24 protein-coding genes, 1 tRNA gene, 1 pseudogene and 1 riboswitch are annotated in these 22,241 nt (G+C 44.0%); of the genes and pseudogenes, 11 read left to right on the top strand and 15 right to left on the bottom strand.

Annotated features, from left to right (window positions below; genetic code table 11):
* Nucleotides 1-50: 50 nt before the first annotated feature.
* Nucleotides 51-227: pseudogene (locus NXS09_RS10855) on the top strand (DprA-like winged helix domain-containing protein); the annotation flags it as partial.
* A 15-nt stretch (nt 228-242) separates the two neighbouring features.
* A complete protein-coding gene (locus NXS09_RS09360; protein WP_259292260.1) occupies nt 243-698 on the top strand; it encodes a DUF494 family protein in 456 nt (151 codons plus the stop codon).
* Between the two features lie 291 nt (nt 699-989).
* Here the strand turns inward: NXS09_RS09360 and NXS09_RS09365 are convergent, their stop codons facing one another.
* Complete coding sequence (locus NXS09_RS09365) at nt 990-2,510, bottom strand: DUF853 domain-containing protein (RefSeq protein WP_259292261.1); 1,521 nt, start codon at nt 2,508-2,510, stop codon at nt 990-992.
* 170 nt (nt 2,511-2,680) lie between these two features.
* On the opposite strand from NXS09_RS09365, the gene NXS09_RS09370 reads away from it, so the two are divergent.
* Nucleotides 2,681-2,827 carry a hypothetical protein gene (locus NXS09_RS09370; protein ID WP_259292262.1) on the top strand — a complete coding sequence of 49 codons (147 nt, stop codon included), beginning with the start codon at nt 2,681-2,683 and terminating at the stop codon, nt 2,825-2,827.
* A 257-nt stretch (nt 2,828-3,084) separates the two neighbouring features.
* On the opposite strand, the gene prfA is transcribed toward NXS09_RS09370, so the two are convergent.
* The 13 genes from prfA to NXS09_RS09435 all read right to left on the bottom strand — a co-directional run bounded on the left by prfA (nt 3,085) and on the right by NXS09_RS09435 (nt 13,398).
* Complete coding sequence (gene prfA / locus NXS09_RS09375) at nt 3,085-4,161, bottom strand: peptide chain release factor 1 (protein WP_259292263.1); 1,077 nt, start codon at nt 4,159-4,161, stop codon at nt 3,085-3,087.
* A 211-nt stretch (nt 4,162-4,372) separates the two neighbouring features.
* A tRNA-Pro gene (locus NXS09_RS09380) sits at nt 4,373-4,449 on the bottom strand.
* A 35-nt stretch (nt 4,450-4,484) separates the two neighbouring features.
* A complete protein-coding gene (locus tag NXS09_RS09385; RefSeq protein ID WP_151050212.1) occupies nt 4,485-4,811 on the bottom strand; it encodes a hypothetical protein in 327 nt (108 codons plus the stop codon).
* Complete coding sequence (locus NXS09_RS09390) at nt 4,795-5,097, bottom strand: integration host factor subunit alpha (protein WP_054598949.1); 303 nt, start codon at nt 5,095-5,097, stop codon at nt 4,795-4,797. The genes NXS09_RS09385 and NXS09_RS09390 overlap by 17 nt, the downstream gene beginning before the upstream one ends.
* A 75-nt stretch (nt 5,098-5,172) precedes the next feature.
* Nucleotides 5,173-7,533 (bottom strand): phenylalanine--tRNA ligase subunit beta, encoded by a 2,361-nt coding sequence (gene pheT, locus NXS09_RS09395; RefSeq protein ID WP_259292264.1) that lies wholly within the window; start codon nt 7,531-7,533, stop codon nt 5,173-5,175.
* A gap of 10 nt (nt 7,534-7,543) precedes the next feature.
* Nucleotides 7,544-8,317 (bottom strand): hypothetical protein, encoded by a 774-nt coding sequence (locus NXS09_RS09400; protein WP_259292265.1) that lies wholly within the window; start codon nt 8,315-8,317, stop codon nt 7,544-7,546.
* Nucleotides 8,317-8,778 (bottom strand): hypothetical protein, encoded by a 462-nt coding sequence (locus NXS09_RS09405; protein WP_259292266.1) that lies wholly within the window; start codon nt 8,776-8,778, stop codon nt 8,317-8,319. The genes NXS09_RS09400 and NXS09_RS09405 overlap by 1 nt, the downstream gene beginning before the upstream one ends.
* Entirely contained in the window at nt 8,762-9,286 is a 525-nt protein-coding gene (locus tag NXS09_RS09410) for a hypothetical protein (protein WP_259292267.1), read from the bottom strand. Before NXS09_RS09410 ends, NXS09_RS09405 begins: the two co-directional genes overlap by 17 nt.
* An 11-nt stretch (nt 9,287-9,297) precedes the next feature.
* Nucleotides 9,298-10,287, bottom strand: coding sequence for a phenylalanine--tRNA ligase subunit alpha (pheS, locus tag NXS09_RS09415; protein ID WP_259292268.1), 990 nt, complete (start codon nt 10,285-10,287; stop codon nt 9,298-9,300).
* Between the two features lie 350 nt (nt 10,288-10,637).
* Complete coding sequence (gene metF / locus NXS09_RS09420) at nt 10,638-11,477, bottom strand: methylenetetrahydrofolate reductase [NAD(P)H] (RefSeq protein ID WP_259292269.1); 840 nt, start codon at nt 11,475-11,477, stop codon at nt 10,638-10,640.
* 295 nt (nt 11,478-11,772) lie between these two features.
* On the bottom strand, nt 11,773-12,135 hold the full coding sequence (locus tag NXS09_RS09425; RefSeq protein ID WP_259292270.1) for a YbaN family protein: 363 nt from the start codon (nt 12,133-12,135) through the stop codon (nt 11,773-11,775).
* Nucleotides 12,136-12,176: 41 nt separating this feature from the next.
* Complete coding sequence (locus NXS09_RS09430; RefSeq protein WP_259292271.1) at nt 12,177-12,779, bottom strand: DUF1415 domain-containing protein; 603 nt, start codon at nt 12,777-12,779, stop codon at nt 12,177-12,179.
* Nucleotides 12,780-12,915: 136 nt separating this feature from the next.
* On the bottom strand, nt 12,916-13,398 hold the full coding sequence (locus NXS09_RS09435; protein WP_259292272.1) for an Lrp/AsnC family transcriptional regulator: 483 nt from the start codon (nt 13,396-13,398) through the stop codon (nt 12,916-12,918).
* A gap of 449 nt (nt 13,399-13,847) precedes the next feature.
* Nucleotides 13,848-13,945, top strand: a riboswitch (glycine riboswitch).
* 146 nt (nt 13,946-14,091) lie between these two features.
* On the opposite strand from NXS09_RS09435, the gene gcvT reads away from it, so the two are divergent.
* The 7 genes from gcvT (at nt 14,092) to NXS09_RS09470 (ending at nt 19,739) form a co-directional block, all read left to right on the top strand.
* Nucleotides 14,092-15,192, top strand: a complete 1,101-nt coding sequence (gene gcvT, locus NXS09_RS09440) for a glycine cleavage system aminomethyltransferase GcvT (RefSeq protein WP_259292273.1) — start codon at nt 14,092-14,094, stop codon at nt 15,190-15,192.
* Nucleotides 15,193-15,707: 515 nt separating this feature from the next.
* Nucleotides 15,708-16,190 carry an Ivy family c-type lysozyme inhibitor gene (locus NXS09_RS09445; protein WP_259292274.1) on the top strand — a complete coding sequence of 161 codons (483 nt, stop codon included), beginning with the start codon at nt 15,708-15,710 and terminating at the stop codon, nt 16,188-16,190.
* A 70-nt stretch (nt 16,191-16,260) separates the two neighbouring features.
* The gene (locus NXS09_RS09450) at nt 16,261-16,743 is read left to right on the top strand and encodes an Ivy family c-type lysozyme inhibitor (protein WP_259292275.1); all 483 of its coding nucleotides are present in this window, start codon (nt 16,261-16,263) and stop codon (nt 16,741-16,743) included.
* Between the two features lie 115 nt (nt 16,744-16,858).
* On the top strand, nt 16,859-17,437 hold the full coding sequence (locus NXS09_RS09455; protein ID WP_259292276.1) for a DJ-1/PfpI family protein: 579 nt from the start codon (nt 16,859-16,861) through the stop codon (nt 17,435-17,437).
* A gap of 35 nt (nt 17,438-17,472) precedes the next feature.
* Nucleotides 17,473-17,598 (top strand): lipoprotein, encoded by a 126-nt coding sequence (locus NXS09_RS09460; protein WP_259292277.1) that lies wholly within the window; start codon nt 17,473-17,475, stop codon nt 17,596-17,598.
* Nucleotides 17,599-17,632: 34 nt separating this feature from the next.
* On the top strand, nt 17,633-18,016 hold the full coding sequence (gene gcvH, locus NXS09_RS09465) for a glycine cleavage system protein GcvH (protein ID WP_259292302.1): 384 nt from the start codon (nt 17,633-17,635) through the stop codon (nt 18,014-18,016).
* Nucleotides 18,017-18,320: 304 nt separating this feature from the next.
* On the top strand, nt 18,321-19,739 hold the full coding sequence (locus NXS09_RS09470) for a sodium:proton antiporter (protein ID WP_259292278.1): 1,419 nt from the start codon (nt 18,321-18,323) through the stop codon (nt 19,737-19,739).
* Nucleotides 19,740-19,805: 66 nt separating this feature from the next.
* On the opposite strand, the gene truA is transcribed toward NXS09_RS09470, so the two are convergent.
* Entirely contained in the window at nt 19,806-20,624 is an 819-nt protein-coding gene (gene truA / locus NXS09_RS09475) for a tRNA pseudouridine(38-40) synthase TruA (RefSeq protein ID WP_259292279.1), read from the bottom strand.
* Between the two features lie 315 nt (nt 20,625-20,939).
* Between truA and gltS the strand changes: the two genes are divergently transcribed.
* The gene (gltS, locus tag NXS09_RS09480; protein ID WP_259292280.1) at nt 20,940-22,181 is read left to right on the top strand and encodes a sodium/glutamate symporter; all 1,242 of its coding nucleotides are present in this window, start codon (nt 20,940-20,942) and stop codon (nt 22,179-22,181) included.
* The last annotated feature ends 60 nt before the right edge of the window (nt 22,182-22,241 follow it).

Genomic DNA, 22,241 nt, shown 5'->3' on the forward strand with positions numbered 1-22,241 from the left:
TTCGACACAGCGAGCCGGTTTCGGAGCAGGCATCTGATAATACGACGGAAATTAAGCCGTCTGAAAATCCGATTTTAACAGCGTTAGGCTATGGTCCTATCCATCCAGATAATTTGGCACAGACACTCAATATGCCCACGGCAGATATATATGCACAACTGCTCGAACTTGAACTCGACAATATTGTTGCTTCTCTGCCCGGTGGACGTTACCAGAGAATCAAATAACAACAAGGAAATATCATGGCCGATGTAATTGCCTTTTTAATCAAACACTTTTACGACTTAGACGCCTGCCCGCCTCCTTCAGATTTGGGGCAAATTTTAGAAGATATCGGCTTCAACGATATTGAAATTAACCAAGCCTTAATGTTGCTTGAGGTATTGGCAAACTGCCCGGAAGTGTCCGAAACCCAATACCATAAGGACGCCATCCGTGTATATTGCGAAGAGGAGCTGAAAAGCCTGCCCCAAGATGTCATCAGCCTATTATATTTATTGGATGATGCGGAAGCGATTAACGGCGAACAGCGTGAATTTGTTGTTCATGCCCTACAACATCTGCCGCCCGAAGAAATTACCGTCGACATGGCAAAAGTCTTAACACTTTTGGTTTTATGGGCTCACAAATCAGAGCTACCGGCACTTATCGGTGCCGAACTCATGATGGCTTTGCACGGCAAGGCGGTTATGCACTAGCTTTCCGGCAGCGCAATTGTTTACTTAGCTATTCAATTGAATATTATCAATATGCTTAAAAAGCTATTTTTATCAAACTGAGTAAACAACAAACCATCTGGCTAATCTAACCGCCCTACTGCCCAAACGGTTTTTAATATGCAATGCAGTTATTCTATGTTATATTATTCTCAAATAACATAAACATAGAAAATCATTACTTAGCTTCATTCGTAATCATTGCAATCACTACCAAAAAAGCCGTCTGAATCGTTCAGACGGCTTTAACCATATAAGAAAATGACTCCGTTTTTATTTCAACATGTTTTTAATTACACCCATCACACTTCTTGAAATCGTACGGGTAACCTGCTTATTAATCTGATTGCCCACGCTATCGGCCAAATTATAAGCAGCACCCTGGCGGGACTTTTTGCGACTACCGAATAACCCGCCTAAAAAACCACTGATTAAACCGCCACCTTGTGATGAGTCATCGTTTTGCCTAGCGGGTTTGGCCGTTTTTTTCTCAGCAACTTCAGTTTGTTGTACTGCCGCTTTTTGTTCTAATTCAACCAGTGCTTCATAAGCCGAATAATTATCTATGCTGTCTTTATAATGGCTAAAAAGCATATCGTTTTGGAAGCGGCTATTACGATCAGATGCCGTCAACGGTGTTAATGCCGATTGGGGCGGCAGTATCAATGCACGCTCCACCGGTTCGGGCATACCTTTTTCATCCAGAAAAGAAACCAATGCCTCACCTATTCCTAATTCAGCAATGGCCTCCGCAACATTAATATCAGGATTACTACGGAATGTTTCCGCTGCGGCTTTCACCGCCTTTTGATCACGGGGTGTAAATGCACGCAAGGCATGCTGGACGCGGTTGCCTAATTGTCCCAAAATCGTATCCGGTAAATCCAAAGGATTTTGGGTAACAAAATATACCCCCACACCTTTAGAGCGTATCAGCCGAACCACTTGTTCGATTTGTTCCACCAGCACTGCCGGCGCATTATCGAATAATAAATGCGCTTCATCAAAGAACATCACGAATTTAGGCTTATCCAAATCGCCCACTTCAGGTAAATTTTCAAACAGCTCGGCCAACATCCACAATAGAAATGCACTGTACATCCTTGGCGAACGCATCAATTTTTCGGCATTCAGGATATTAATCACGCCTTTACCGTCTTCCGTCTGCATCCAATCTTCCAAGTTTAATTCAGGCTCACCAAATAATTTTTCCGCACCCTGATTTTCCAGCGTCAGTAATTGCCGTTGTACCGCCCCGACACTGGCAGAAGATACATTGCCATATTTGCTTCGATATTCCGAAGCATTATCGGCAACATGTTTGAGTAATCCGCGTAGATCTTTCAAATCAATCAAATGCCAACCATGATCATCTGCCACGCGGAACACTAAATTGAGCAAGCCTTCCTGAGTATCATTCAAATTCATCAACCGGGCCAGCAACATCGGTCCCATTTCAGATATAGTTACCCGAATAGGAATACCGGTTTCACCGAAAACATCCCAAAAGCGTACGGGAAAACCTTGTAGCCAATCGCTACCCAAGCCAAAATCGGTCATGCGTTCGCCTACTTTGCCACTATTATTACCCGCATTGACCATACCGGATAAATCACCTTTCACATCGGCTAGAAATACCGGTATGCCCTGCTGACTAAAGGCTTCTGCCATACGGCGTAAGGTAACGGTTTTACCCGTACCGGTCGCACCGGCAACCAATCCATGCCGGTTAGCCATCTTTCCTTGAATCTCAAGCGTTTTTTCACCAATACGGGCGATTGGGAAGGTGGTCATAAATTTTCCTTTATATTGAAGATGGATTTGTCGTTATTGTCTTATGAAATGAAATATGGAGCAAACCATCCGTACACAAATCATGCAGGCCGTCTGAAACACGCAAAATAGAAAAAATAGTCGGCCCCATCATCTTTCTTAACTTATCACTTATTGCAAGCAAGTAATATATGACAAATAATTTTAAAATTATAAAAAAAGGCCGCCTGAAATATGCATTAGGCGGCACTATAAAAAAAATCGATGAAAAGGAATGTAAACCGGCTGAAACTGCCTGCCTTCATTACGAAACGAATATTAACAAATATATACAATAACAGCAAGTATCTTTCTGCACAAAACACAAATATTGTTAAAAAAAGATAACGACTGGGATATTTTTGCGCAAAATGTAAATTAACGATAAGAAAAACAACTCATAAAATATAAATACCCGTTAAACATAAAACTTAACAGCATAAAATATATTCAATGCATGACTATCATACTATTAAAAAAGCCGTCTGAAATATTTCAGACGGCTTTTCCATATAAAATCTATCACAAAATAATTTAATCCGATTCGATAATAGATTTATTCCCCCATTTTCGCCAACAATTCCGCCTGATGCTCGGCTATCAATGCCGAGGTTAACTCATCCAAATCACCATCCATAATAAAATCCAGTTTATGTAAGGTTAAATTAATACGGTGATCGGTGACACGGCCTTGAGGATAATTATAAGTCCGGATACGTTCGCTACGGTCGCCGCTACCGATTAAACTTTTACGTTCGGCCGCTTCTTTGGCTTGCGCCTCACGTTTTTGCGCATCGTTCAGCCTTGCCGCCAACACTTTCATGGCCTGCGCTTTATTACTGTGTTGCGAACGCCCGTCTTGGCATTCGACCACCATTCCGGTTGGCAAGTGGGTAATCCTCACGGCAGAATCGGTTTTATTAATATGCTGACCGCCCGCACCCGATGCACGAAACGTATCAATGCGCAAATCGGCCGGATTCAACTGAATTTCTTCCAATTCATCCGCTTCAGGCATCACTGCAACCGTACAAGCCGAAGTATGGATACGGCCCTGACTTTCCGTAGCCGGCACCCTTTGAACACGATGCCCGCCCGATTCGAATTTGAGTTTACTGTATGCACCCAAGCCGATAATGCGCACAATCACTTCTTTAAATCCGCCCAAATCACTTTCATTAGACGAAATCACTTCAACCTGCCAGTTATTACGCTCGGCATAGCGGCTATACATTCGCAATAAATCGCCGGCAAACAAAGCTGCTTCATCACCGCCCGTACCCGCGCGCACCTCGATAAAAATATTTTTATCGTCATCGGCATCTTTAGGCAGCAATAATTTTTGCAACTCTGTTTCCAACGCTTCGATACGCGCTTCGGCAGCCTCTATTTCTTCTGCCGCAAATTCTTTCATTTCCGGATCGGCAAGCATTTCCTGTGCATCGGATAAATCGCTTTGTGCCCGCTGATATTGCTGGAACGCTTCCACCACCGGTGTAATTTCTGCATGCTCGCGGGTGAGTTTGCGGTAATTATCCATATCTTCAGTGGCTTCCGGCTGCCCGAGTAAATGCGTTACCTCTTCCAAACGTTCTGCCAATTGTTGCAGTTTTTCTAAAATAGACGGTTTCATGATTATTTCTCATTTGAGGCCGTCTGAATCTTATTTTCAGACGGCCATAAGCTGATATTGAATGATGCACTTGATAAATTTAAACCTACTACTTTTATAAATGCCCAATATCAAATGATTATGATTGGCTGTTTCCCCCCAAGCCAAGCGGGAACAGTGGTTTCACAAAGAAAAAAAGCCAGCTAATGTGTAGCTGACTTTTTAATATTGTTGGTCGGAGTGAAAGGATTCGAACCTTCGACCCCTTGCACCCCATGCAAGTGCGCTACCAGACTGCGCCACACTCCGACACGAAAGAGAACGCGATTATAGAATCACATCATTCAACTGGCAAGCACTTTTTCGATGCCGCCCAACATTTTCTCTAATTCAGCCCGCATTTCTTCAGCCTGAATCGCAGGCTGTCCGGACGCATCCAAAGCATTGTGATTAAACGGATCGACAAATGGTGCGAAAGTGTCTTTCAGCTTTAACAGTTTCACAACATCCGAACGGCTATAGTGGTTTCCGCCATAGCCGACCACCACACCGTTTTCATGTTGCCATTGAGCGAACTGCGCGGGGCTGATTTGAAGCAATTCGCACATTTCATGTAGTGTGAAATAGCGTTTGGCAGGAACCGTTAAAGCAATATTAGCGTTGTTTGTCATAGTAATGCTCCACCATGCCTTTAAGCTTTTGGCTTGCATGGAAAGTCACTACCCGACGTGCGGTAATGGGTACTTCTTCGCCGGTTTTCGGATTACGTCCGGGGCGTTGTGGTTTGTCCCTCAATTGGAAATTGCCGAAACCGGAAATTTTAATTTCTTCACCGCGCGCCAAAGTAGCACGGATTTCTTCAAAAAAGAGTTCGACGATTTCTTTAGCATCATTTTTGGTGACACTGCTTACTTTTTCTACCAAAATATCCGCCAGTTCTGCTTTCGTTAATGTCATGTTATTACCTTCATTTTTTAACAGATATGGATTATCACTAATTTTTTATTAGGATTCAAGAGAATATCATATTTTTTATTGTCGCAGTTGCGCGCCCGCACTTTCAGCGGCTTTCACCAGTTTTTCAACTACTTGCTCGACAGCCTCATCGGTTAACGTGGCTTCCATATCCTGCAAAATCACTTTCACCGCCATGCTCTTCATGCCTTCGGGCAAGCCGGTTCCGCGATAAACGTCGAATACGGTGATATCGCGCAATAATGAAGTTTTAACTGTTTTCAGCGCATGAATCAGTTCATCGTGCGTAGTCTGCTCGGGCATCACAAATGCCAAATCGCGGCGCACCGGTTGGAATTTGGAAACCGGGGAATAAACCGTTTTTTCACGAGCCGACACCGCATCCATATCCACTTCAAACACCAAAGCCGCTTGCGGCAAGTCATATTTTTGCAACCATTGCGGATGCAACTCACCGATAAAGCCAATCACACGGCCATCAGCAATAATTTCAGCAGTGCGGCCGGGGTGTAGTGCCGGATGCTCGGCTTTTACAAACGATACTTCGCGACCCGCTAAAATATCTTCCAAATCGCCTTTTACATCATAAAAATCAGCAGCACGCGTTTTCTCGCCCCATTGTTCCGGCAAGGCAGAACCATAAACCAAACCGCCCAAACGCTCTTTTTGAACGAAACGGCCGTCTGAATCTTTATTGAACACACGGGCAATTTCAAACAAACGCACGCGGTTTTGTTTGCGGTTGAGATTGTTTTGCAAAATTTCCACCAAACCGCCGATTAAGGTAGAACGCATCACGCTGTATTGTACCGCCAACGGGTTTTGCAAACGGATAGGGTTGTCATTATTGGCGAAGTCATGTTCCCATTGCTCATTCACAAACGCATAACTCACCACTTCCTGATAACCGCGCGCCGCCATGTGGTTATACACCGCAAAACGGGAACGGCGGTTTTCCGGCAGCGCCATCATAGACAGACAGCCGTCGGTATAATCATCGGGAATATTCTCATAGCCGTACACACGGGCGATTTCTTCAATCAAATCCGCTTCGATTTCAATATCAAAACGGAAGCTCGGCGAAGTGACTTGCAGGCCGTCTGAAATCTTTTGCGGCTGCAATCCGAGTGCGGCTAAAATCGTTTGGATACGCGCCTCATCAATCGCCACACCCAATAATTTTTCAACGCGCTGCGTACGTACCGATACCTTATTACGCTCAGGCAGATTGCCGACGGCTTCCACAATCTCACCAGCCTGCCCGCCGCAAACAGCCAAAACCAACTCGCTCACACGCTCAATCGCATCACGTTGCAATTCAAAATCCACGCCGCGCTCGAAACGGAACGAAGAATCCGAACCGAAACCATATTGGCGCGATTTTCCGGCAATCGCCGCTGGTGCAAACCAAGCCGATTCAAGCACAATATTTTGGGTGTCGTCTGTTACCGCACTATATTCGCCACCCATCAAACCGGCCATGCTCAAAGCCTGCCGCTCATCGGCAACCACCAAAGTGTTATCCGCCAGAGTCACCGTTTTATCATTCAAACACGCCAGCGTTTCACCTTCTTTCGCTCTGCGCACAATCAGGCTGCCGCTCAATTTATCGGCATCGAAAACGTGCATCGGCTGACCGAGCTCAAGCATCACATAGTTGCCGATATCCACCAATGCGGAAATACTGCGCACACCGCTGCGAATCAAACGCTGTTTTATCCAAGCAGGCGTAGGCGCTTGCGCATTCACCCCTTCGATGACACGGCTTAAAAAACGGCCGCAATCTTCGGGCGCATCAATACGAACCGGTTGGGTTTTCTTGCTTTCGACAGCGGCCGTCTGAATGGCAGCAGGCCGATTCTCGCATTGCGTTAACGCTGCCACTTCGCGTGCCAAGCCTTTAATGCTCAGGCAGTCGGTACGGTTCGGCGTGATTTTCAAAGTGAATAACGTGTCGTCCAAATCCAGATATTCACGGATATTTTGGCCGACCGGCGCATCTTCGGGCAACACCAGCAAACCGTCTACATCTTCAGGCAAGCCCAATTCTTTGGCAGAACACAACATACCGTTGGAAACCTGCCCGCGCATTTTTGTCGGCTTGATTTTAAAATTGCCCGGCAAGACCGCACCCGGCAAGGCACACGGCACTTTAATTCCCGCACGCACATTCGGCGCACCGCAAACAATCTGAATCAGCTCGCCTGTGCCCGCATCCACTTGGGTAATATTCAAACGGTCGGCATCAGGGTGTTTTTCCACCGATTTCACTTCGGCCACCACCACACCGGAAAATGCCGGCGCCGCTGAGTCGGCTTCTTCCACTTCCAAACCGGACATAGTCAGCAAATGAGTGAACTCATCGGCAGAAAGATTAGGATTGGCTTGAGTTTTTAGCCAAGAATAAGAAAATTGCATAAATTAGTCTCTAAGATTTGTTTTTATTGTCTAAATTTTGAAGTTGTAAAACATCAACTTTATTTAAACTTTCATGATCAATATTATTACAGTCTAAATCTATCTGTTCCAAATATATACTTTTTAAATGGTTTTCAATAAAAACCTGACTCTTATTGGTTAAGTTATAAATACTTTGATTTAAATTAATAATATCGGAATTTAACTCATTCAAAAAAGCACTTGCTGTATCAATAATATTTCCTAACTTTCTATCTGCAGCTTTATATAATATTTCTTGGGCTGTCATATTATTTGAAAACTGTTTTTCAATTTTTTCAAATTCCAACATGGTTTGATTTAAGGCATCATCTTGTAACTTACGATATCGCTGTACTTTTTGATATACCATATCTTGGGCTTTTGATTTTAAATCAATTTGCATCATGCCTATTGCATGAATAGATTGAGTATTTAATTTAGTTAACTCTTCTTGATAATGCATAATCGCCTCAGTAGTTAATTTCAAACGTTCTAATAATTTATCTTTACGCCACTCTTCAATCTCAGCATTAATTCTTTTAATCTCTGCTTCTTTTTTAATACTCAGATTAACCTGATCAGCCTCAAAATCAGCCTGAGCCTGTAAATAATCTACCTGTCGACGATAATCACTATCTTTAGCTTCTTCGTATCGATTATGTTCCCTGATGCGCATAGGTTCCGATACTAAATCACACACAGTATCAATAACAGAACCCATCGCATTCCCAATTGTATCGACTAATCCACTAAGAAAACCCATTACTGCCCCTCATTTAATAACCTCTTGTATTCTCTTTCAAATAAAGCCTTATCTTTATCCAAAGAATACTTTAATCGCTGGTAATTGATTTCATCTTTTATACCTATATCAATTAATGATTGCAATAAAAGCTGTTTTTCTTTAAGTATAGATAAATAGAGTCCTGACAATTGAGGATTTAATTCAATACCTATTATCTTCTTCTGCATTAATTTTAATAAAGCATCAATAAATATATGATTTTTTATGAAATTCTGTTCAGAAGCTATTTCAATATGTTTATTAATCCATAAAATAAATTCACACTCTATTAATAAATCAATTAATTCTGAATTGTTCTCAAATCTAAAGAAACTTCCAAATAAATCAAAATTTTCACTACACGTACGCGACACTAATTGCATACGTGCAGAATGAAGAATATTTAATAAAGAAATTAAATCATTATTTAGGTTGTTCATTATGCTCTGTTAACCCAATACTAGCATTACCTGCTTGAGCCATCTCACGAATTTTCCCAATAGTATCCAAAGTATTTTCATCAATCAGATTACTACTTAAGTCAAGACTTGTTGTATAAGTTAACACTAAATCTTGTATCCATTTAGAAGCAACCGAGCTCTCTATTTGAGCATTTGTCAATGTAGATGACACTTCATGTAAGGTTTCTGAAAAGAATTTTGCACGCTCCTTACGCAAATCTTCTTGTAGCGTATTCGCAAATTTAATTTCTTCTTTAAAGTCTTTAATCAAAGTTAGATACCTCTGCTCATATGTAAACAAAATATCCAGTTTGTTTTTTAAAGCCTCATATTCCACATTTTGCTGTATATCTCTAAAAATTTTATTGGTTACTTCACTCTTAAAACCAGCCCAATCAGGATTCTGATCATTAGCTGTAAGCTTATAATGATCAATAGCTCCCTGAACAGAATTGGTAATTAACTCTTGTAGTTGATTTACTTTCATACTTTTTTCCTCTAACTAAACTGCTTCAAAAACGCTAAATCGTTATCAAAAAACAGCCGTAAGTCATTTACGCCGTAGCGCAACATGGCGAAGCGGTCTAGGCCGATACCGAAAGCGAAGCCGGTATATTTTTCGGGGTCTATATTCACATTGGTCAATACATTGGGATGTACCATGCCGCAGCCGCCGACTTCCAGCCATTTGCCGTTATCGCCCATAATGTCGATTTCGGCAGAGGGTTCGGTAAATGGGAAAAACGAGGGGCGGAAGCGGACTTGCAAATCATCGCGCTCGAAGAAGCGGCGGATAAATTCGGTAAACACGGCTTTAAGATCGGCAAAGGTCACACCCTCTTCCACCCATAAACCTTCGGCCTGATGGAACATCGGCGAGTGGGTTGCATCGGAATCGACGCGGTAAACCCGACCGGGGGCGATAATGCGGATAGGCGGATTTTTTTTATCCAGCATATAGCGGATTTGAATCGGCGAGGTGTGGGTACGCAAAACATCGCCGTTTTCTACATAAAAGGTATCCTGCATGGCGCGGGCGGGATGGTTTTTCGGAATATTGAGGGCTTGGAAATTGTGAAAATCGTCTTCGATTTCGGGGCCGTCGGCCACTTCAAAACCCATGCCGTGAAAGAGTTCGACTACGCGCTGCAACGTGAGGGTAACGGGGTGCAGGCCGCCTGAAGTCTGGCCGCGTCCGGGCAGGGTAACATCCAATGCTTCGGCAGCAAGGCGGGCTTGTAGTTTAGCAGCGTTGAGGGCATCGCGCTTTTCATTATAGGCCGTCTGAAAACGGTTTTTGGATTCGTTAATATAGGCACCGGCGGTTTTGCGCTCTTCAGGCGGCATTTGGCCGAGCTGTTTGAGCAGGGCGTTGAGTTCGCCGCTTTTGCCCATATAACGGGCTTTCACGAGTTCCAGTGCTTGAAAATCGGCTGCTGCTTCGATAGCGGCAATACCTTCCGCAACGATACGGTTTACATTTTCCATAATATATTTGATTCGTTTATTGGGGTGTAGGGTTAGGTTCGGGCGTGCTGCAAATAATAAGGCCGTCTGAATCAGACCCAGACAGCCTTTTGCCGACTTTCCGTTCCAACTTTGAAAGCCGTTTATTGTAGCGTAAATTATACCGAATAAACAGCGGGCTAAATACAATAAAACGCATTTCCGCCTGATTTATCACAAAAACCGATACGGGTCGGGCATCGATACGGGCGGATATTTAATTTATCCCGCTCTTTATCAAAAGGTAATATCATGCTTATTCATATTCATTGAGGCCGTCTGAAACTTTTTTCAGGCGGCCTTATTTCAACTTTATCGCTGTTTTTAAATATTTAATAGCCAAGCCGTTGGCAAATGGTAGACACCAACCCTGCTTGGTTTAATGTGTAGAAATGCAGGCTGGGCGCCCCTTCGCGCAGAAGCCGTTCGCACATTTCGGTTACCACATCCAATGCCAAGGCTTTAATAGATGCGGTATCGTCTGCATAAGATTGCAGTTTCAAACGCAACCAACGGGGGATTTCGGCACCACAAGTATCGGAAAAGCGTGCCAGTTTGGAAAAGCTGGCAATCGGCATAATGCCGGGAATAATCGGGATATCCACACCGCGACCGCGCACATCGTCTACAAAGCGGAAATAAGAATCAGGATTATAAAAATATTGGGTAATGGCCGAATCGGCACCGGCTTTGGCTTTGCGGACAAAATTATTCAAGTCGTCTTCGGCACTGCGTGCCTGCGGGTGATATTCGGGATAAGCTGCCACCTCCACATAGAAATCGTTGTTAAATTCTTCTTTAATTAAAGAAACCAATTCGTTGGCATAACGCAAACCACTCAAACCGCCCCCCATGCCGGATGGAATATCGCCGCGCAAGGCAACAATATGGCGTACGCCAAGCGCTTTATATTCGTTGAGCAAATCAATGATTTCTTGCGGCTGCATGCCGACACAAGGCAGATGGGGCGCGGCGGCCACACCTTCGGATAAAATATCTTTAATCGTCTGCATGGTTCCCTCTTTAGTCGAGCCGCCCGCACCTGACGTGCAAGAAAAGAATTCAGGGGAAAATTGGCGCAACTGTTTGCGGGTAATCACCTGCTTGGCTCGGCCTTCAGGGGTTCGTGTCGGGAAAAATTCAAAACTGAGTTGTTTGCGTGTTGAAGTCATGATGCCGCCTTTTTTATCATTGTTAGATGTAAAAAAACCTTTATCGGCAGAAAACAATCATTTCTTTTTATTCTTAAAAACAATTATCTGGCCAATAGGTTATCTATTCTAGGATTATGCACGCAAACAAAGGGAATACCAAACAATCCTAAGGATTCGGATGTGAAAAATATTCTTTTTTGTATGAATATTATTTTTATATTTTGATTTTTTTAAAGAAATTTATTCATTTTCAAATACGATAAGGCCGTCTGAAAAAAGAAAACACTACCCACAAAAACGGCTTTAATACGGGTTAAGCATCTGGTAAGCGCCACATCCATACGGCTACACTAAAACAGCATACGGATGTGATGGCGGCCACCCACCATCTTTCAGGAAATCGATAAAACATCCAAGCGCAGGAAAGGGCCATCATGGAAAAAGCAAAATATTTCGCCTTGCGGGAAACCGCGCGGCGCTCTTCCCAGTTTTGCACCATCGGGCCAAAAAAACGGTGTTGGTGTAGCCAACGGTGGAAACGCGGCGATGCCCGCGCCCAACAGGCGGCAGCCAGAATAACGAACGGCGTGGTCGGTAATACCGGTAAAAAAATACCGATAATGCCCAACAAGAGGGCCATCGCACCGAACAGCCAAAATATCGAACGAAGTATCATGTTTTCCCTTTTATTATTGAAATTTAAATAATCATTATTTTTTAAGATTTGCCTTTTTCGGAATGCGTGGCATTATGCATAGGGCAAACCGGCACACCTAGCTTATCCCAACCTTCTTTTCCCATTTCGGTTAAAAGTGCCATATTTCTGCCGAACACTGCTTCCGCATCCGGGAAAGCTTCCACGGCCTTGCTGATGCTGTCTTCACGAATCAAGTGCAAAGTCGGATAAGGCGAGCGGTTGGTATAGTTGGTAATATCGTCTGCATCCGTTCCTTCAAACTGAAAATCGGGATGAAACGGTGCAATCTGAATCACGCCTTCTAAGTTATTATCTTGTATGGCTTGGTCGGCCAGCGCCAACATATCGTTAAATAAGAAAAAATCCCCGAATAAAGTCGGATGGATCAATAAGCTCGTTTCTATTTCCGTGGGCGGCGTATTGCCCAATAATTGCAATTCCCTATCCAAATCTTCTAAAAAACCATCCAGATGTTTGGCATGGCTCACCTCTATGCGCACCAAGCCTTTCACATAAGGGGCTTTGGCAAACGGGCATAAGTTCAAACCGATTACGGCTTTTTCAAGCCATTCTTTTGTTTGGCCGACAATCGTTTCATCATCGGGTATTTTAGAAAGCATCATAACGTCGCCATAAGCATGGAAAGGCAGGTATTATAAAGTTTTTTAACGACAATGAAACCAACTGTTCACAGGCCATAAGCAAACAGGCCGTCTGAAACCGTTTCAGACGGCCTGTTTCATAGATGCCTTACCAAATTTAATCTTGCTGTAAATGCCCGAGCGGTAACGCCGTGGTATTTTTAATTTCTTTTAAAACAAAGCTGGATTTTGCATCTTGCACACCCGGATGGGATAGCAGGGTATCCAACACAAAATGCGAAAAAGCATTCATATCGGTAAAAAATGCATGCAGCAGATAATCGGTTTCACCCGTGAGCGCAAAACAACTCAACACTTCCGGCCAGCCTTGTACCGCTTCTGAAAAATCATTACGCGCTTCTACGGCTTTATCAATAGAAACCCGAATAAACGCCTGCAAGCCAAGATGGACGGAAACCGGCGCCAATAAAGCCGCATATTGTCGAATAATACCCGCATCTTCCAACTGCTTTAAACGGCGCAAACAGGGAGACGGCGACAATGCTACGCGCTCGGAAAGCTCGACATTGGTCAGACGGCCGTTTTCTTGTAATACCTGTAAAATTTTTAAATCGGTTTTATCTAAAGTGATTTGTGCCATACTTTTTTACCTTTTTCTTATTGATATGAACAGCATCTGCCTCAATCATACCTTAATATAAAATAATTTAACTTAACGCACAATGGCTTAAAAAACATATTCTATTAAGACAATCTATAAAAATATAACCCGTTTGCAGCCATATATTGTTTTTACAATAAAAAACAGATAACAGATATTAACAGATATATAGATAATATATAAACATTAACTCATTGTTTATATATAATAATTTATATAAATCCCTTATATATCAGTGAATAAGCCGTCTGAAAAATATCCCGGTATCAACCTAAGCCTGCCAACGCTCTTTTCATTTCAATAAAAATACAATATTCACAAGCATCTGTTGTATTGTGATAACTAATAAATTTAATTGTCATTAAATAATTATTAATTCCCCTCATATCAATGATGCTTGCCCGAACACTCAATTACCGCCATAATTCCGAAAACGTGCAGGAGAGAGCCCGCCACCTATATGGCAAAGGCCACCGAAGGCGCAGAGACCCTTAAATCGCTCAGGTAAAAGGACTGCACGAATCAAACACATCTGGAGAGCGGCGCGGCGGCGCCCACCGAAGGGGAGAAGATAGCCGATATATTTTTCGGCATATCGAAAATCTCAGGTTCAAGGACAGATAGGGCAGCGGATAAACAACGCCGCCTTTTATCTATGGAGAAACTTGAAACATGACCACCCTGAAAACCACCCCTTTTTATCAAGCCCATCAAGAAGCCGGCGGCAAACTTGTCGATTTTGCCGGTTGGCATTTGCCCGTTAACTACGGCTCACAAATCCAAGAACACGAAGCCGTACGCACCGATGCCGGTATGTTCGATGTATCCCACATGCTGATTACCGATGTGAGCGGTGATCAAGCCAAAGCCTTTTTCCGCAAATTGTTGGCCAATGATGTCAATAAACTCGGTTTTGTCGGCAAAGCCCTCTACTCTGCCATGCTCAACGACAACGGCGGCGTGATGGACGACTTAATCGTTTACCGCACCAATGAAGCCGAAACCCAATACCGCATCGTATCCAACGGCGCAACCCGTGAAAAAGATTCTGCCCAATTTGCCAAAATCGGGGCCGAATTCGGTATCAGCCTCAACCCACGTTATGATTTAGCCATGCTGGCCGTGCAAGGCCCCAATGCCATTACCAAACTGCTGCAAGTGAAACCCGAATGGGCGGAAACTGTAAATAATCTGGCCGTATTCCAAGGTGCTGATCTCGGCAATGATTGGTTTGTCGCCCGCACAGGTTATACCGGTGAAGACGGTGTAGAAGTAATGCTGCCCGCTACCGAAGCCACTGCCTTCTTCAAAGCCCTGCAAGCAGTCGGCGTACAACCTTGCGGTTTAGGCGCACGCGACACCCTACGCATGGAAGCCGGCATGAACCTCTACGGCAACGATATGGACGACGACACCAGCCCGCTGCAAGCCGGCATGGGTTGGACAGTTGATTTAAAAGACGAGACCCGCGATTTTGTCGGCAAAGCCCCTCTAGTCGCCCTTAAAGAAAAAGGCGTAGACGTAAAACAAGTCGGCCTATTGCTTGCCAAAGGCGGTGTGCTACGCGACCATATGGAAGTGATTACCGACCAAGGCAAAGGCATCACCACCAGCGGTGTTTTCTCACCCAGCTTAAAACAATCCATCGCTATTGCCCGTGTGCCTAAAGCTTTTAATGGCGACACGGCTAAAGTGCTTATGCGCGGCAAAGAAGTGGACGTTCGTGTATTGAAACTGCCATTTGTGCGTAATGGTAAAAAGCAGTTTGATTGATATTAGGTGTATTCAGACGGCTTCATAGTGATAATGACTATGAAGCTGTTTTAAATCAACAATATTTAAAATTACTACAATTATATACAAATTAATAATTATTTAAATTTTATTAATTAAGATGAAATTTTTTATATTAATTATTACTTATTCATCTATTTTTAGATTAATCTTATTAATATATACTTTCAAAAAATATAAGACCTAACAATGCCAATTTAAATAAAAATCAAAATAAAGAATTGACCAAACAATGCTTAGCAAATAGCAACTGAATCCTACAAGGTTTAGATAAACAATATAGTTCCTATCAGGAGAAATAAATGATTACACAATTTAAAACTATTGTTATTATCTCTATCTTTGTAATCGGAATATTTCAGACGGCTTTTAAAACTTATCGGGCCGTCTGAAGGTCTTACCCTCTAGAGTCCGATATCGACTAAAGTAAAAAATGATAATATGCCCCAATATATAAAATTTTCTAACCATATACTCAATCAAGGAGAAATATCATGAAAAAAGAATGGATTATCTTCAGTTTTTGCTTAGTCTTATCTACTTCTCTTTACGCTGCCACCCAAACTGCCTCTGCTGCCAAAAGGCAGGCAACAACTGAAGAATCCGTTTATTTATCTGATTTACTCAAAAAACAGCCCTATGCCAATTTATGGAAAACCACAGTCTGGGATAAAGTGCCGGATCAAAAAGACCCCAAATTTTCTTGGCTGAAAGACGGTGGTACAACCACACCCGCCACCACGGCTAAAATCGGCTATGAAACCTATCACAAAATAGAAGGCTGTAAGCCGCACTCTTGTGCCGGTGATGATGAAGTTTTGGTTTTAATGAATAATAAAAAAGTCATGGCTTTGCAGCTTTACACACAATCTAAAGGCAATGTAACCAACGGACAAAAATTAGAAAAAATGTATGGCAGCCCGACAACGCTTGAGCAACGTTATTTTGATGCATGGAAAAAGAATTTTGGTCATTAATGACTATTAGTACTATTTATCATGCCCAGCCGTTTTCAGACGGCTTGTTATTCATTCAAGGATAAGCATTATGAAAAAAGAATGGATTACCGCTAGTTTATGCCTTGCCTTAGCCTGTCCGCTTTATGCGGCACCCAACAATTCACCTGCTGTAAAAAAGCAGGCAGCAGCAGAAAAGCCGGTTTATTTGTTTGAGTTAATCGAAAAGCAACCGTATGCGAACTTATGGAGAAATACGGTTTGGAATAAAGTACCGAATAAAAAAGACTTTAATTTTTCTTGGTTGAAAAGCGGTGGTACAACTTCACCTGCTGAAACCGTTAAAATCGGCAATGAAACTTATTACAAAATAGAAGCGTGCCGACCACATTTATGTGGCGGCGATTATGATATTTTGGTTTTAATAAACAAAAAGAAAGTGATGGCATTACAACTTTATGCGTTGCCTAAAGGCAATGTATCCAACGGCCGCAAAATGGAAAAAATGTACGGCACACCCACCGCACTGGAGCGCCGCTATTTTAATGTATGGAAACAAGATTATGGCCGCTAATCCATTGTGATTTATTATTATGTTTTATCGTTCTCAGACGGCCTGTTCTCAATAAAAGAGGCCGTCTGAAATCTGAAAAATATCAACCAAATCCATCCTATTGAGGAGAATCATCATGAGTAAAAAAATCTTACTATTAGCCGGCGATTATGGCGAAGATTATGAAACGATGGTGCCGTTTCAATTTTTATTAGGGTTGGGTTACGAAGTCCATGCTGTTTGTCCGGATAAAAAATCGGGGGATAAAGTCGCCACGGCAATACATGATTTTGAAGGCGAACAAACCTATAGCGAAAAACGTGGTCATAATTTTGCACTAAACTATGATTTTTCAGCAGTACAAACGGACGATTATGTAGGTTTGGTGATTCCGGGCGGACGTGCGCCCGAATATCTGCGCTTAAATCCGCGTGTGTTGGAAATCATCCGCGAATTTGACGCGGCGAAAAAACCAATTGCCGCCGTATGCCATGGCGCACAATTGCTTGCCGCTGCCGACGTATTGCGCGGCAAACGTTGCTCTGCTTACCCGGCCTGCTCGCCCGAAGTGCGTGCCGTTGGTGGCGAATACGCCGATATTGCTGTAACCGATGCCATTACCGACGGCCATTTGGTAACCGCTCCCGCTTGGCCCGCCCATCCTGCATGGCTGGCTCAGTTTGTGAAATTGTTGGGTGCGGAAATCCGTATCTGACGTTTTTATTAGTATTGAGAGAAAAACCATTTTAGATGAACCGTATTACATTTATTTTTGCCTTATTCTTCGCACTGGCACTAGCCGGTTGTGATGCCAAAGACACCTGTTTGGACCAGGGCGGGCATTACAATGAAACCACCAAGCAGTGCGAACAATAAGGCAGCTTTACCTTTAACCAATGGAGAACAAACCATGAGCAACATCCCTTCAGAACTGAAATACGTATCCAGCCACGAATGGCTGCGCCCCGAATCGGACGGCACGGTAACCGTCGGCATTACTCATCATGCACAAGAATTGTTGGGTGATATTGTATTTATCGAATTACCGGAAGTCGGTGCCACTTTAGCCGCCGAAGATCAAGCCGGTGTTGTAGAGTCGGTTAAAGCCGCTTCCGACGTATATGCACCGATTGCCGGTGAAGTGGTTGCGATTAACGAAGCATTGGTTGATGCGCCGGAAACCGCCAACAGCGAGCCTTATGAAGCAGGCTGGTTTTTCAAAATCAAACCGGCCAACGCTGCCGATTTGGATGGTTTGCTGACAGCGGAACAATACGCCGCCGAAATCGGCTAATCGGTTATCCCATTATATTTAAGAGGCCGTCTGAAAGTTTTTAGACGGCCTCTTTGCTATTCTCTATTCGTTTAACCGCGATCATAAATATATAATGATAAATAACTTTTCAACGCAGCTAAGGTATCGTTACCAAGCAGTGAAATTGCTCATTTACTTACTCCGCATGCCATAAATGCTGACACATCGCCGCCTTTCATTTACAATTTATCGGTTTTTAGTTCTACGAAGCGTTAGGTTTCGGCCGTGCACGGCAATGTCGTTTGCCGTATATTTCAACGACCCTTCACCATAAGGAACCACAATGCGACTCTCTGCCGCCCTACTCCCTCTGCTGCTTGCGCCGGTTCCGGCCATGGCAGCCTCGTTAGACGGTGCCACTTTAAGCCTTTTATGGGGCATCCCGTTTGTTTTAATCCTGCTTTCTATTGCCACCGGCCCGCTGCTGTTTGCACACACTTGGCACCACCACTTCGGCAAAATTACGGCTATTTGGACATTATTGTTTTTGATTCCGTTTGTGATGTTTTTTGGCTTTGGTGAAGCCGTTCATACCGTTGCCCATGCCCTGATTGCAGAATACATTCCGTTTATCATACTGCTGTTTGCGCTCTATACGATTTCAGGCGGGATTCTGGTATGGGGCAACCTGCACGGCAGCCCCCGTATGAATACCATTATCTTGGCCATCGGTACCTTTTTAGCCTCTATCATGGGGACAACCGGTGCCGCCATGCTGCTTATCCGCCCGATTCTGAAAGCCAACGATAACCGCAAGCATAAAGTACATGTGGTTGTTTTCTTTATTTTCTTAGTGGCCAATATCGGCGGCGGCCTTACCCCGTTAGGCGATCCGCCATTATTCTTGGGCTTCTTAAAAGGTGTTGACTTCGGTTGGACGGTGCAGCATATGATGGTACCGGTATTACTCAGCGCTGCCATTTTGCTAACCGTGTTTTACTTTATCGACCGCCATTTCTTCTCAAAAGAAGACGAAATTATTGAAGACGACCCTTCTCACGATAGCCCCCTGAAGATTTTCGGCAAATGGAATTTCTTACTCTTGGCCGGTGTCATCGCATCAGTATTAATGTCCGGTTTATGGAAACCCGATCATCCGGGCATTGAAATTTTAGGCACACACTATCTGCTGCCCAACTTACTGCGCGATATCCTACTTTTGGTTTTTGCTTTGATTTCTTTAGCCATTACGCCCAAACAGGTTCGTGCCGGTAATGAATTCAACTGGGATCCGATTCTGGAAGTGGGCAAACTGTTTTTAGGTATTTTCATTACCATCAGCCCCGTTATTGCGATTTTACAGGCAGGCGAAGCCGGTGCTTTCTCAGCTCTGATCGCATTAGTACACGACGGTGCCGGTGAGCCGATTAATGCCATGTATTTCTGGATGACCGGTATCCTATCCGCCTTCTTAGATAATGCCCCGACTTATTTGGTATTCTTCAATATGGCAGGCGGCGATGCCCAAGCGCTCATGACCGGCCATTTGTTCCACACCTTACTGGCCGTGTCTATGGGTTCGGTGTTTATGGGTGCTTTAAGCTATATCGGTAATGCGCCGAACTTTATGGTGAAAGCCATTGCCGAACAACGTAAAGTACCGATGCCGAGCTTCTTCGGTTATATGGCTTGGTCATTTGGTATTTTGGTGCCGTTATTCATCATTCATACCTTTATTTTCTTTATTTGGCAGTTATTCTGATCTAATATGCATCCTCAATAAAAAGGCCGTCTGAAAATATTTCAGACGGCCTTTTAAATATTAACCTCACCACAACCATGACGGAACAGGCGGCGTTGCCACCCCCCACTCCGGCGGATAATCCACACCGGTTAGATACAGACCATCCGGCATGAGTGTCGGCGGTGCATATTGCCGGTTGCGTGCGGCCATCAGTTCGGCAAATCCTTCTACGCTTAAACGGTCGCTGCCCACATACACCAGCGCGCCCATAATATTGCGTACCATATGATGAAGAAAGGCGTTGCCGTGAAGATCAAGCGTCATAAGCTCAGGCGTTCCGTTTAATTCGGCACTGTAAATTGTTTTAACCGGTGATTTAGCCTGACATTCGGAAGCTCTGAAACTTGAGAAATCGTGCCGCCCGATTAACAAAGCCGCCGCCTGCCGCATTTTTTCCATATCCAAGCCGTAATGCACCCAACCCGCTTTGCCTGCCAACAAGGGATGACGAACCGCCGATGAAGTCAATACATAACGGTAGCGGCGGCCATAAGCATCAAAACGGGCATGAAAACGCGGCGCAACCGTTTGGGCATGCCATACTGCCACTTCCGGTGGTAAAAATGCATTCACGCCCCTTATCCACGCCTGCGCCGGACGTTTTACCGTAGTATCGAAATGAACCACTTGCGCCGTCGCATGTACACCCGCATCGGTTCGCCCTGCCACAATGGTATGAATCGGCTCGCCTGCTATTTGTGTTAAGGCGGATTCCAGCGTTGCCTGCACGGTAACAGCATCTGCCTGCTTCTGCCAACCGTGAAAACCGCTGCCGTCGTAAGACAATATCAATGCCCAACGTTGCTGCGGTGAGTCGTTATCGGCAGATATATCGGAAAGCATAAAACCCCAATCATTCAATCATAACCAATCGGCCATCATCTGCCGACGTAAATAGGCAATTATATCGCTAAACAACTAAAACAGATAAAAGGCCGTCTGAAACCACGAGCCCGCCACTCATCCCCTATATGACACCACAACAATATGCACATAAAATAACCTTTATTTATAAAAACATACGATTAAAATACATTCTCTCCCCATGATAAAGCCACGTTTTGACAAACTTTAACCATTTCTCTAATATCCAACCACCTAACGGCATTTAGCCGCTGTTTTTTATTTTTACTGCTTTATCCTTAGAAAGAAGAAATTATGGAATGGGTCTTTAACAGTTATTACACCCTGATTGCCGCAGCAATAGTCTTATTGGTAGGCAAGCTGCTGGTGAATAAAATCAAGTTCTTGCAGAACTTCAACATCCCCGAGCCGGTAGCCGGCGGATTGGTTGCCGCCGTTATACTGTATGCCCTGCATGCGGCTTACGGGGTGGTCTTTACATTTGAAAAGCCGTTGCAAGATACCTTTATGTTGATTTTCTTTATCTCTATTGGCTTGAGTGCCGACTTTTCACGGTTAAAAGCCGGTGGGGTGCCGTTGGTTTTATTTACCGCCATTGTCAGCTTCTTTATCTTTATCCAAGATGCTGTCGGCGTAGGTATTGCGACTGCCTTGGGTGAAAACCCCTTAATCGGCCTGATAACCGGTTCGGTCACCCTTACCGGCGGTCATGGCACGGCCGGTGCATGGGGGCCGATTTTCGAACAGGAATACGGTTTGACCGGCGCCACCGGTTTAGGCATCGCCAGCGCCACCTTCGGCTTGGTTGCCGGCGGTTTGATTGGCGGCCCCGTTGCCCGTCGTTTGATTAACAGAATGGGGCTCAAGCCTTTAGACGCAGAAGCAATAAAAGCACAAGCGGCCGGTTATAGTGATGACAGTCCGGAAAAAAGTGCAGGCGACGTATTCGAGCATCCCGAACAAACCCGCCTGATTACCGCTCACTCAGCCGTTGAAACCATCGCCATGTTTGCCGCATGTTTGGCCTTTGCCGAAATCATGGACGGTATCGACGAAGAATATTTATTCAATCTGCCTAAATTCGTATGGGCATTGGGTGGCGGCGTAATTCTGCGCAATATTCTAACATTCGTATTCAAATTCAATATGTTCGATCGTGCTATCGATGTATTCGGCAATGCTTCGCTGTCGATATTTTTGGCGATAGCACTATTGAGCCTGAAATTGTGGGATCTTGCCGGTTTGGCAGGCCCTGTTACCATTATTCTTATCGCACAAGTTGTAGTGATGGTGCTTTATGCAACCTTTGTGACTTATGTATTGATGGGTCGCGATTACGACGCTGCCGTACTCGCCGGCGGTCATTGCGGCTTTGGTATGGGTGCGACACCTACGGCTATTGCCAATATGCAATCGGTCACCGAACGCTTCGGCCCTTCGCATAAAGCCTTCTTAATTGTACCGATGGTCGGCGCGTTTTTCGTTGACATCGTTAATGCGACCATCCTCTCCGTTTTTGTAAATTTCATCCAATAAAATGCAAGCAAAATAAAAAGCACCGGCAATATATTAACTGTTGCCGGTGCTTTTGTTATG

Source organism: Neisseria montereyensis, assembly GCF_024834045.1.
Taxonomy (GTDB): Bacteria; Pseudomonadota; Gammaproteobacteria; order Burkholderiales; family Neisseriaceae; genus Neisseria; species Neisseria montereyensis.

Excerpts from the sequence above, each read along its gene's own strand:
- NXS09_RS09360 (WP_259292260.1), top strand. The coding sequence starts at position 243 with ATGGCCGATGTAATTGCCTTTTTAATCAAACACTTTTACGACTTAGAC.
- NXS09_RS09365 (WP_259292261.1), bottom strand. The coding sequence starts at position 2,510 with ATGACCACCTTCCCAATCGCCCGTATTGGTGAAAAAACGCTTGAGATT.
- NXS09_RS09370 (WP_259292262.1), top strand. The coding sequence starts at position 2,681 with ATGACAAATAATTTTAAAATTATAAAAAAAGGCCGCCTGAAATATGCA.
- prfA (WP_259292263.1), bottom strand. The coding sequence starts at position 4,161 with ATGAAACCGTCTATTTTAGAAAAACTGCAACAATTGGCAGAACGTTTG.
- NXS09_RS09385 (WP_151050212.1), bottom strand. The coding sequence starts at position 4,811 with ATGACAAACAACGCTAATATTGCTTTAACGGTTCCTGCCAAACGCTAT.
- NXS09_RS09390 (WP_054598949.1), bottom strand. The coding sequence starts at position 5,097 with ATGACATTAACGAAAGCAGAACTGGCGGATATTTTGGTAGAAAAAGTA.
- pheT (WP_259292264.1), bottom strand. The coding sequence starts at position 7,533 with ATGCAATTTTCTTATTCTTGGCTAAAAACTCAAGCCAATCCTAATCTT.
- NXS09_RS09400 (WP_259292265.1), bottom strand. The coding sequence starts at position 8,317 with ATGGGTTTTCTTAGTGGATTAGTCGATACAATTGGGAATGCGATGGGT.
- NXS09_RS09405 (WP_259292266.1), bottom strand. The coding sequence starts at position 8,778 with ATGAACAACCTAAATAATGATTTAATTTCTTTATTAAATATTCTTCAT.
- NXS09_RS09410 (WP_259292267.1), bottom strand. The coding sequence starts at position 9,286 with ATGAAAGTAAATCAACTACAAGAGTTAATTACCAATTCTGTTCAGGGA.
- pheS (WP_259292268.1), bottom strand. The coding sequence starts at position 10,287 with ATGGAAAATGTAAACCGTATCGTTGCGGAAGGTATTGCCGCTATCGAA.
- metF (WP_259292269.1), bottom strand. The coding sequence starts at position 11,477 with ATGACTTCAACACGCAAACAACTCAGTTTTGAATTTTTCCCGACACGA.
- NXS09_RS09425 (WP_259292270.1), bottom strand. The coding sequence starts at position 12,135 with ATGATACTTCGTTCGATATTTTGGCTGTTCGGTGCGATGGCCCTCTTG.
- NXS09_RS09430 (WP_259292271.1), bottom strand. The coding sequence starts at position 12,779 with ATGATGCTTTCTAAAATACCCGATGATGAAACGATTGTCGGCCAAACA.
- NXS09_RS09435 (WP_259292272.1), bottom strand. The coding sequence starts at position 13,398 with ATGGCACAAATCACTTTAGATAAAACCGATTTAAAAATTTTACAGGTA.
- gcvT (WP_259292273.1), top strand. The coding sequence starts at position 14,092 with ATGACCACCCTGAAAACCACCCCTTTTTATCAAGCCCATCAAGAAGCC.
- NXS09_RS09445 (WP_259292274.1), top strand. The coding sequence starts at position 15,708 with ATGAAAAAAGAATGGATTATCTTCAGTTTTTGCTTAGTCTTATCTACT.
- NXS09_RS09450 (WP_259292275.1), top strand. The coding sequence starts at position 16,261 with ATGAAAAAAGAATGGATTACCGCTAGTTTATGCCTTGCCTTAGCCTGT.
- NXS09_RS09455 (WP_259292276.1), top strand. The coding sequence starts at position 16,859 with ATGAGTAAAAAAATCTTACTATTAGCCGGCGATTATGGCGAAGATTAT.
- NXS09_RS09460 (WP_259292277.1), top strand. The coding sequence starts at position 17,473 with ATGAACCGTATTACATTTATTTTTGCCTTATTCTTCGCACTGGCACTA.
- gcvH (WP_259292302.1), top strand. The coding sequence starts at position 17,633 with ATGAGCAACATCCCTTCAGAACTGAAATACGTATCCAGCCACGAATGG.
- NXS09_RS09470 (WP_259292278.1), top strand. The coding sequence starts at position 18,321 with ATGCGACTCTCTGCCGCCCTACTCCCTCTGCTGCTTGCGCCGGTTCCG.
- truA (WP_259292279.1), bottom strand. The coding sequence starts at position 20,624 with ATGCTTTCCGATATATCTGCCGATAACGACTCACCGCAGCAACGTTGG.
- gltS (WP_259292280.1), top strand. The coding sequence starts at position 20,940 with ATGGAATGGGTCTTTAACAGTTATTACACCCTGATTGCCGCAGCAATA.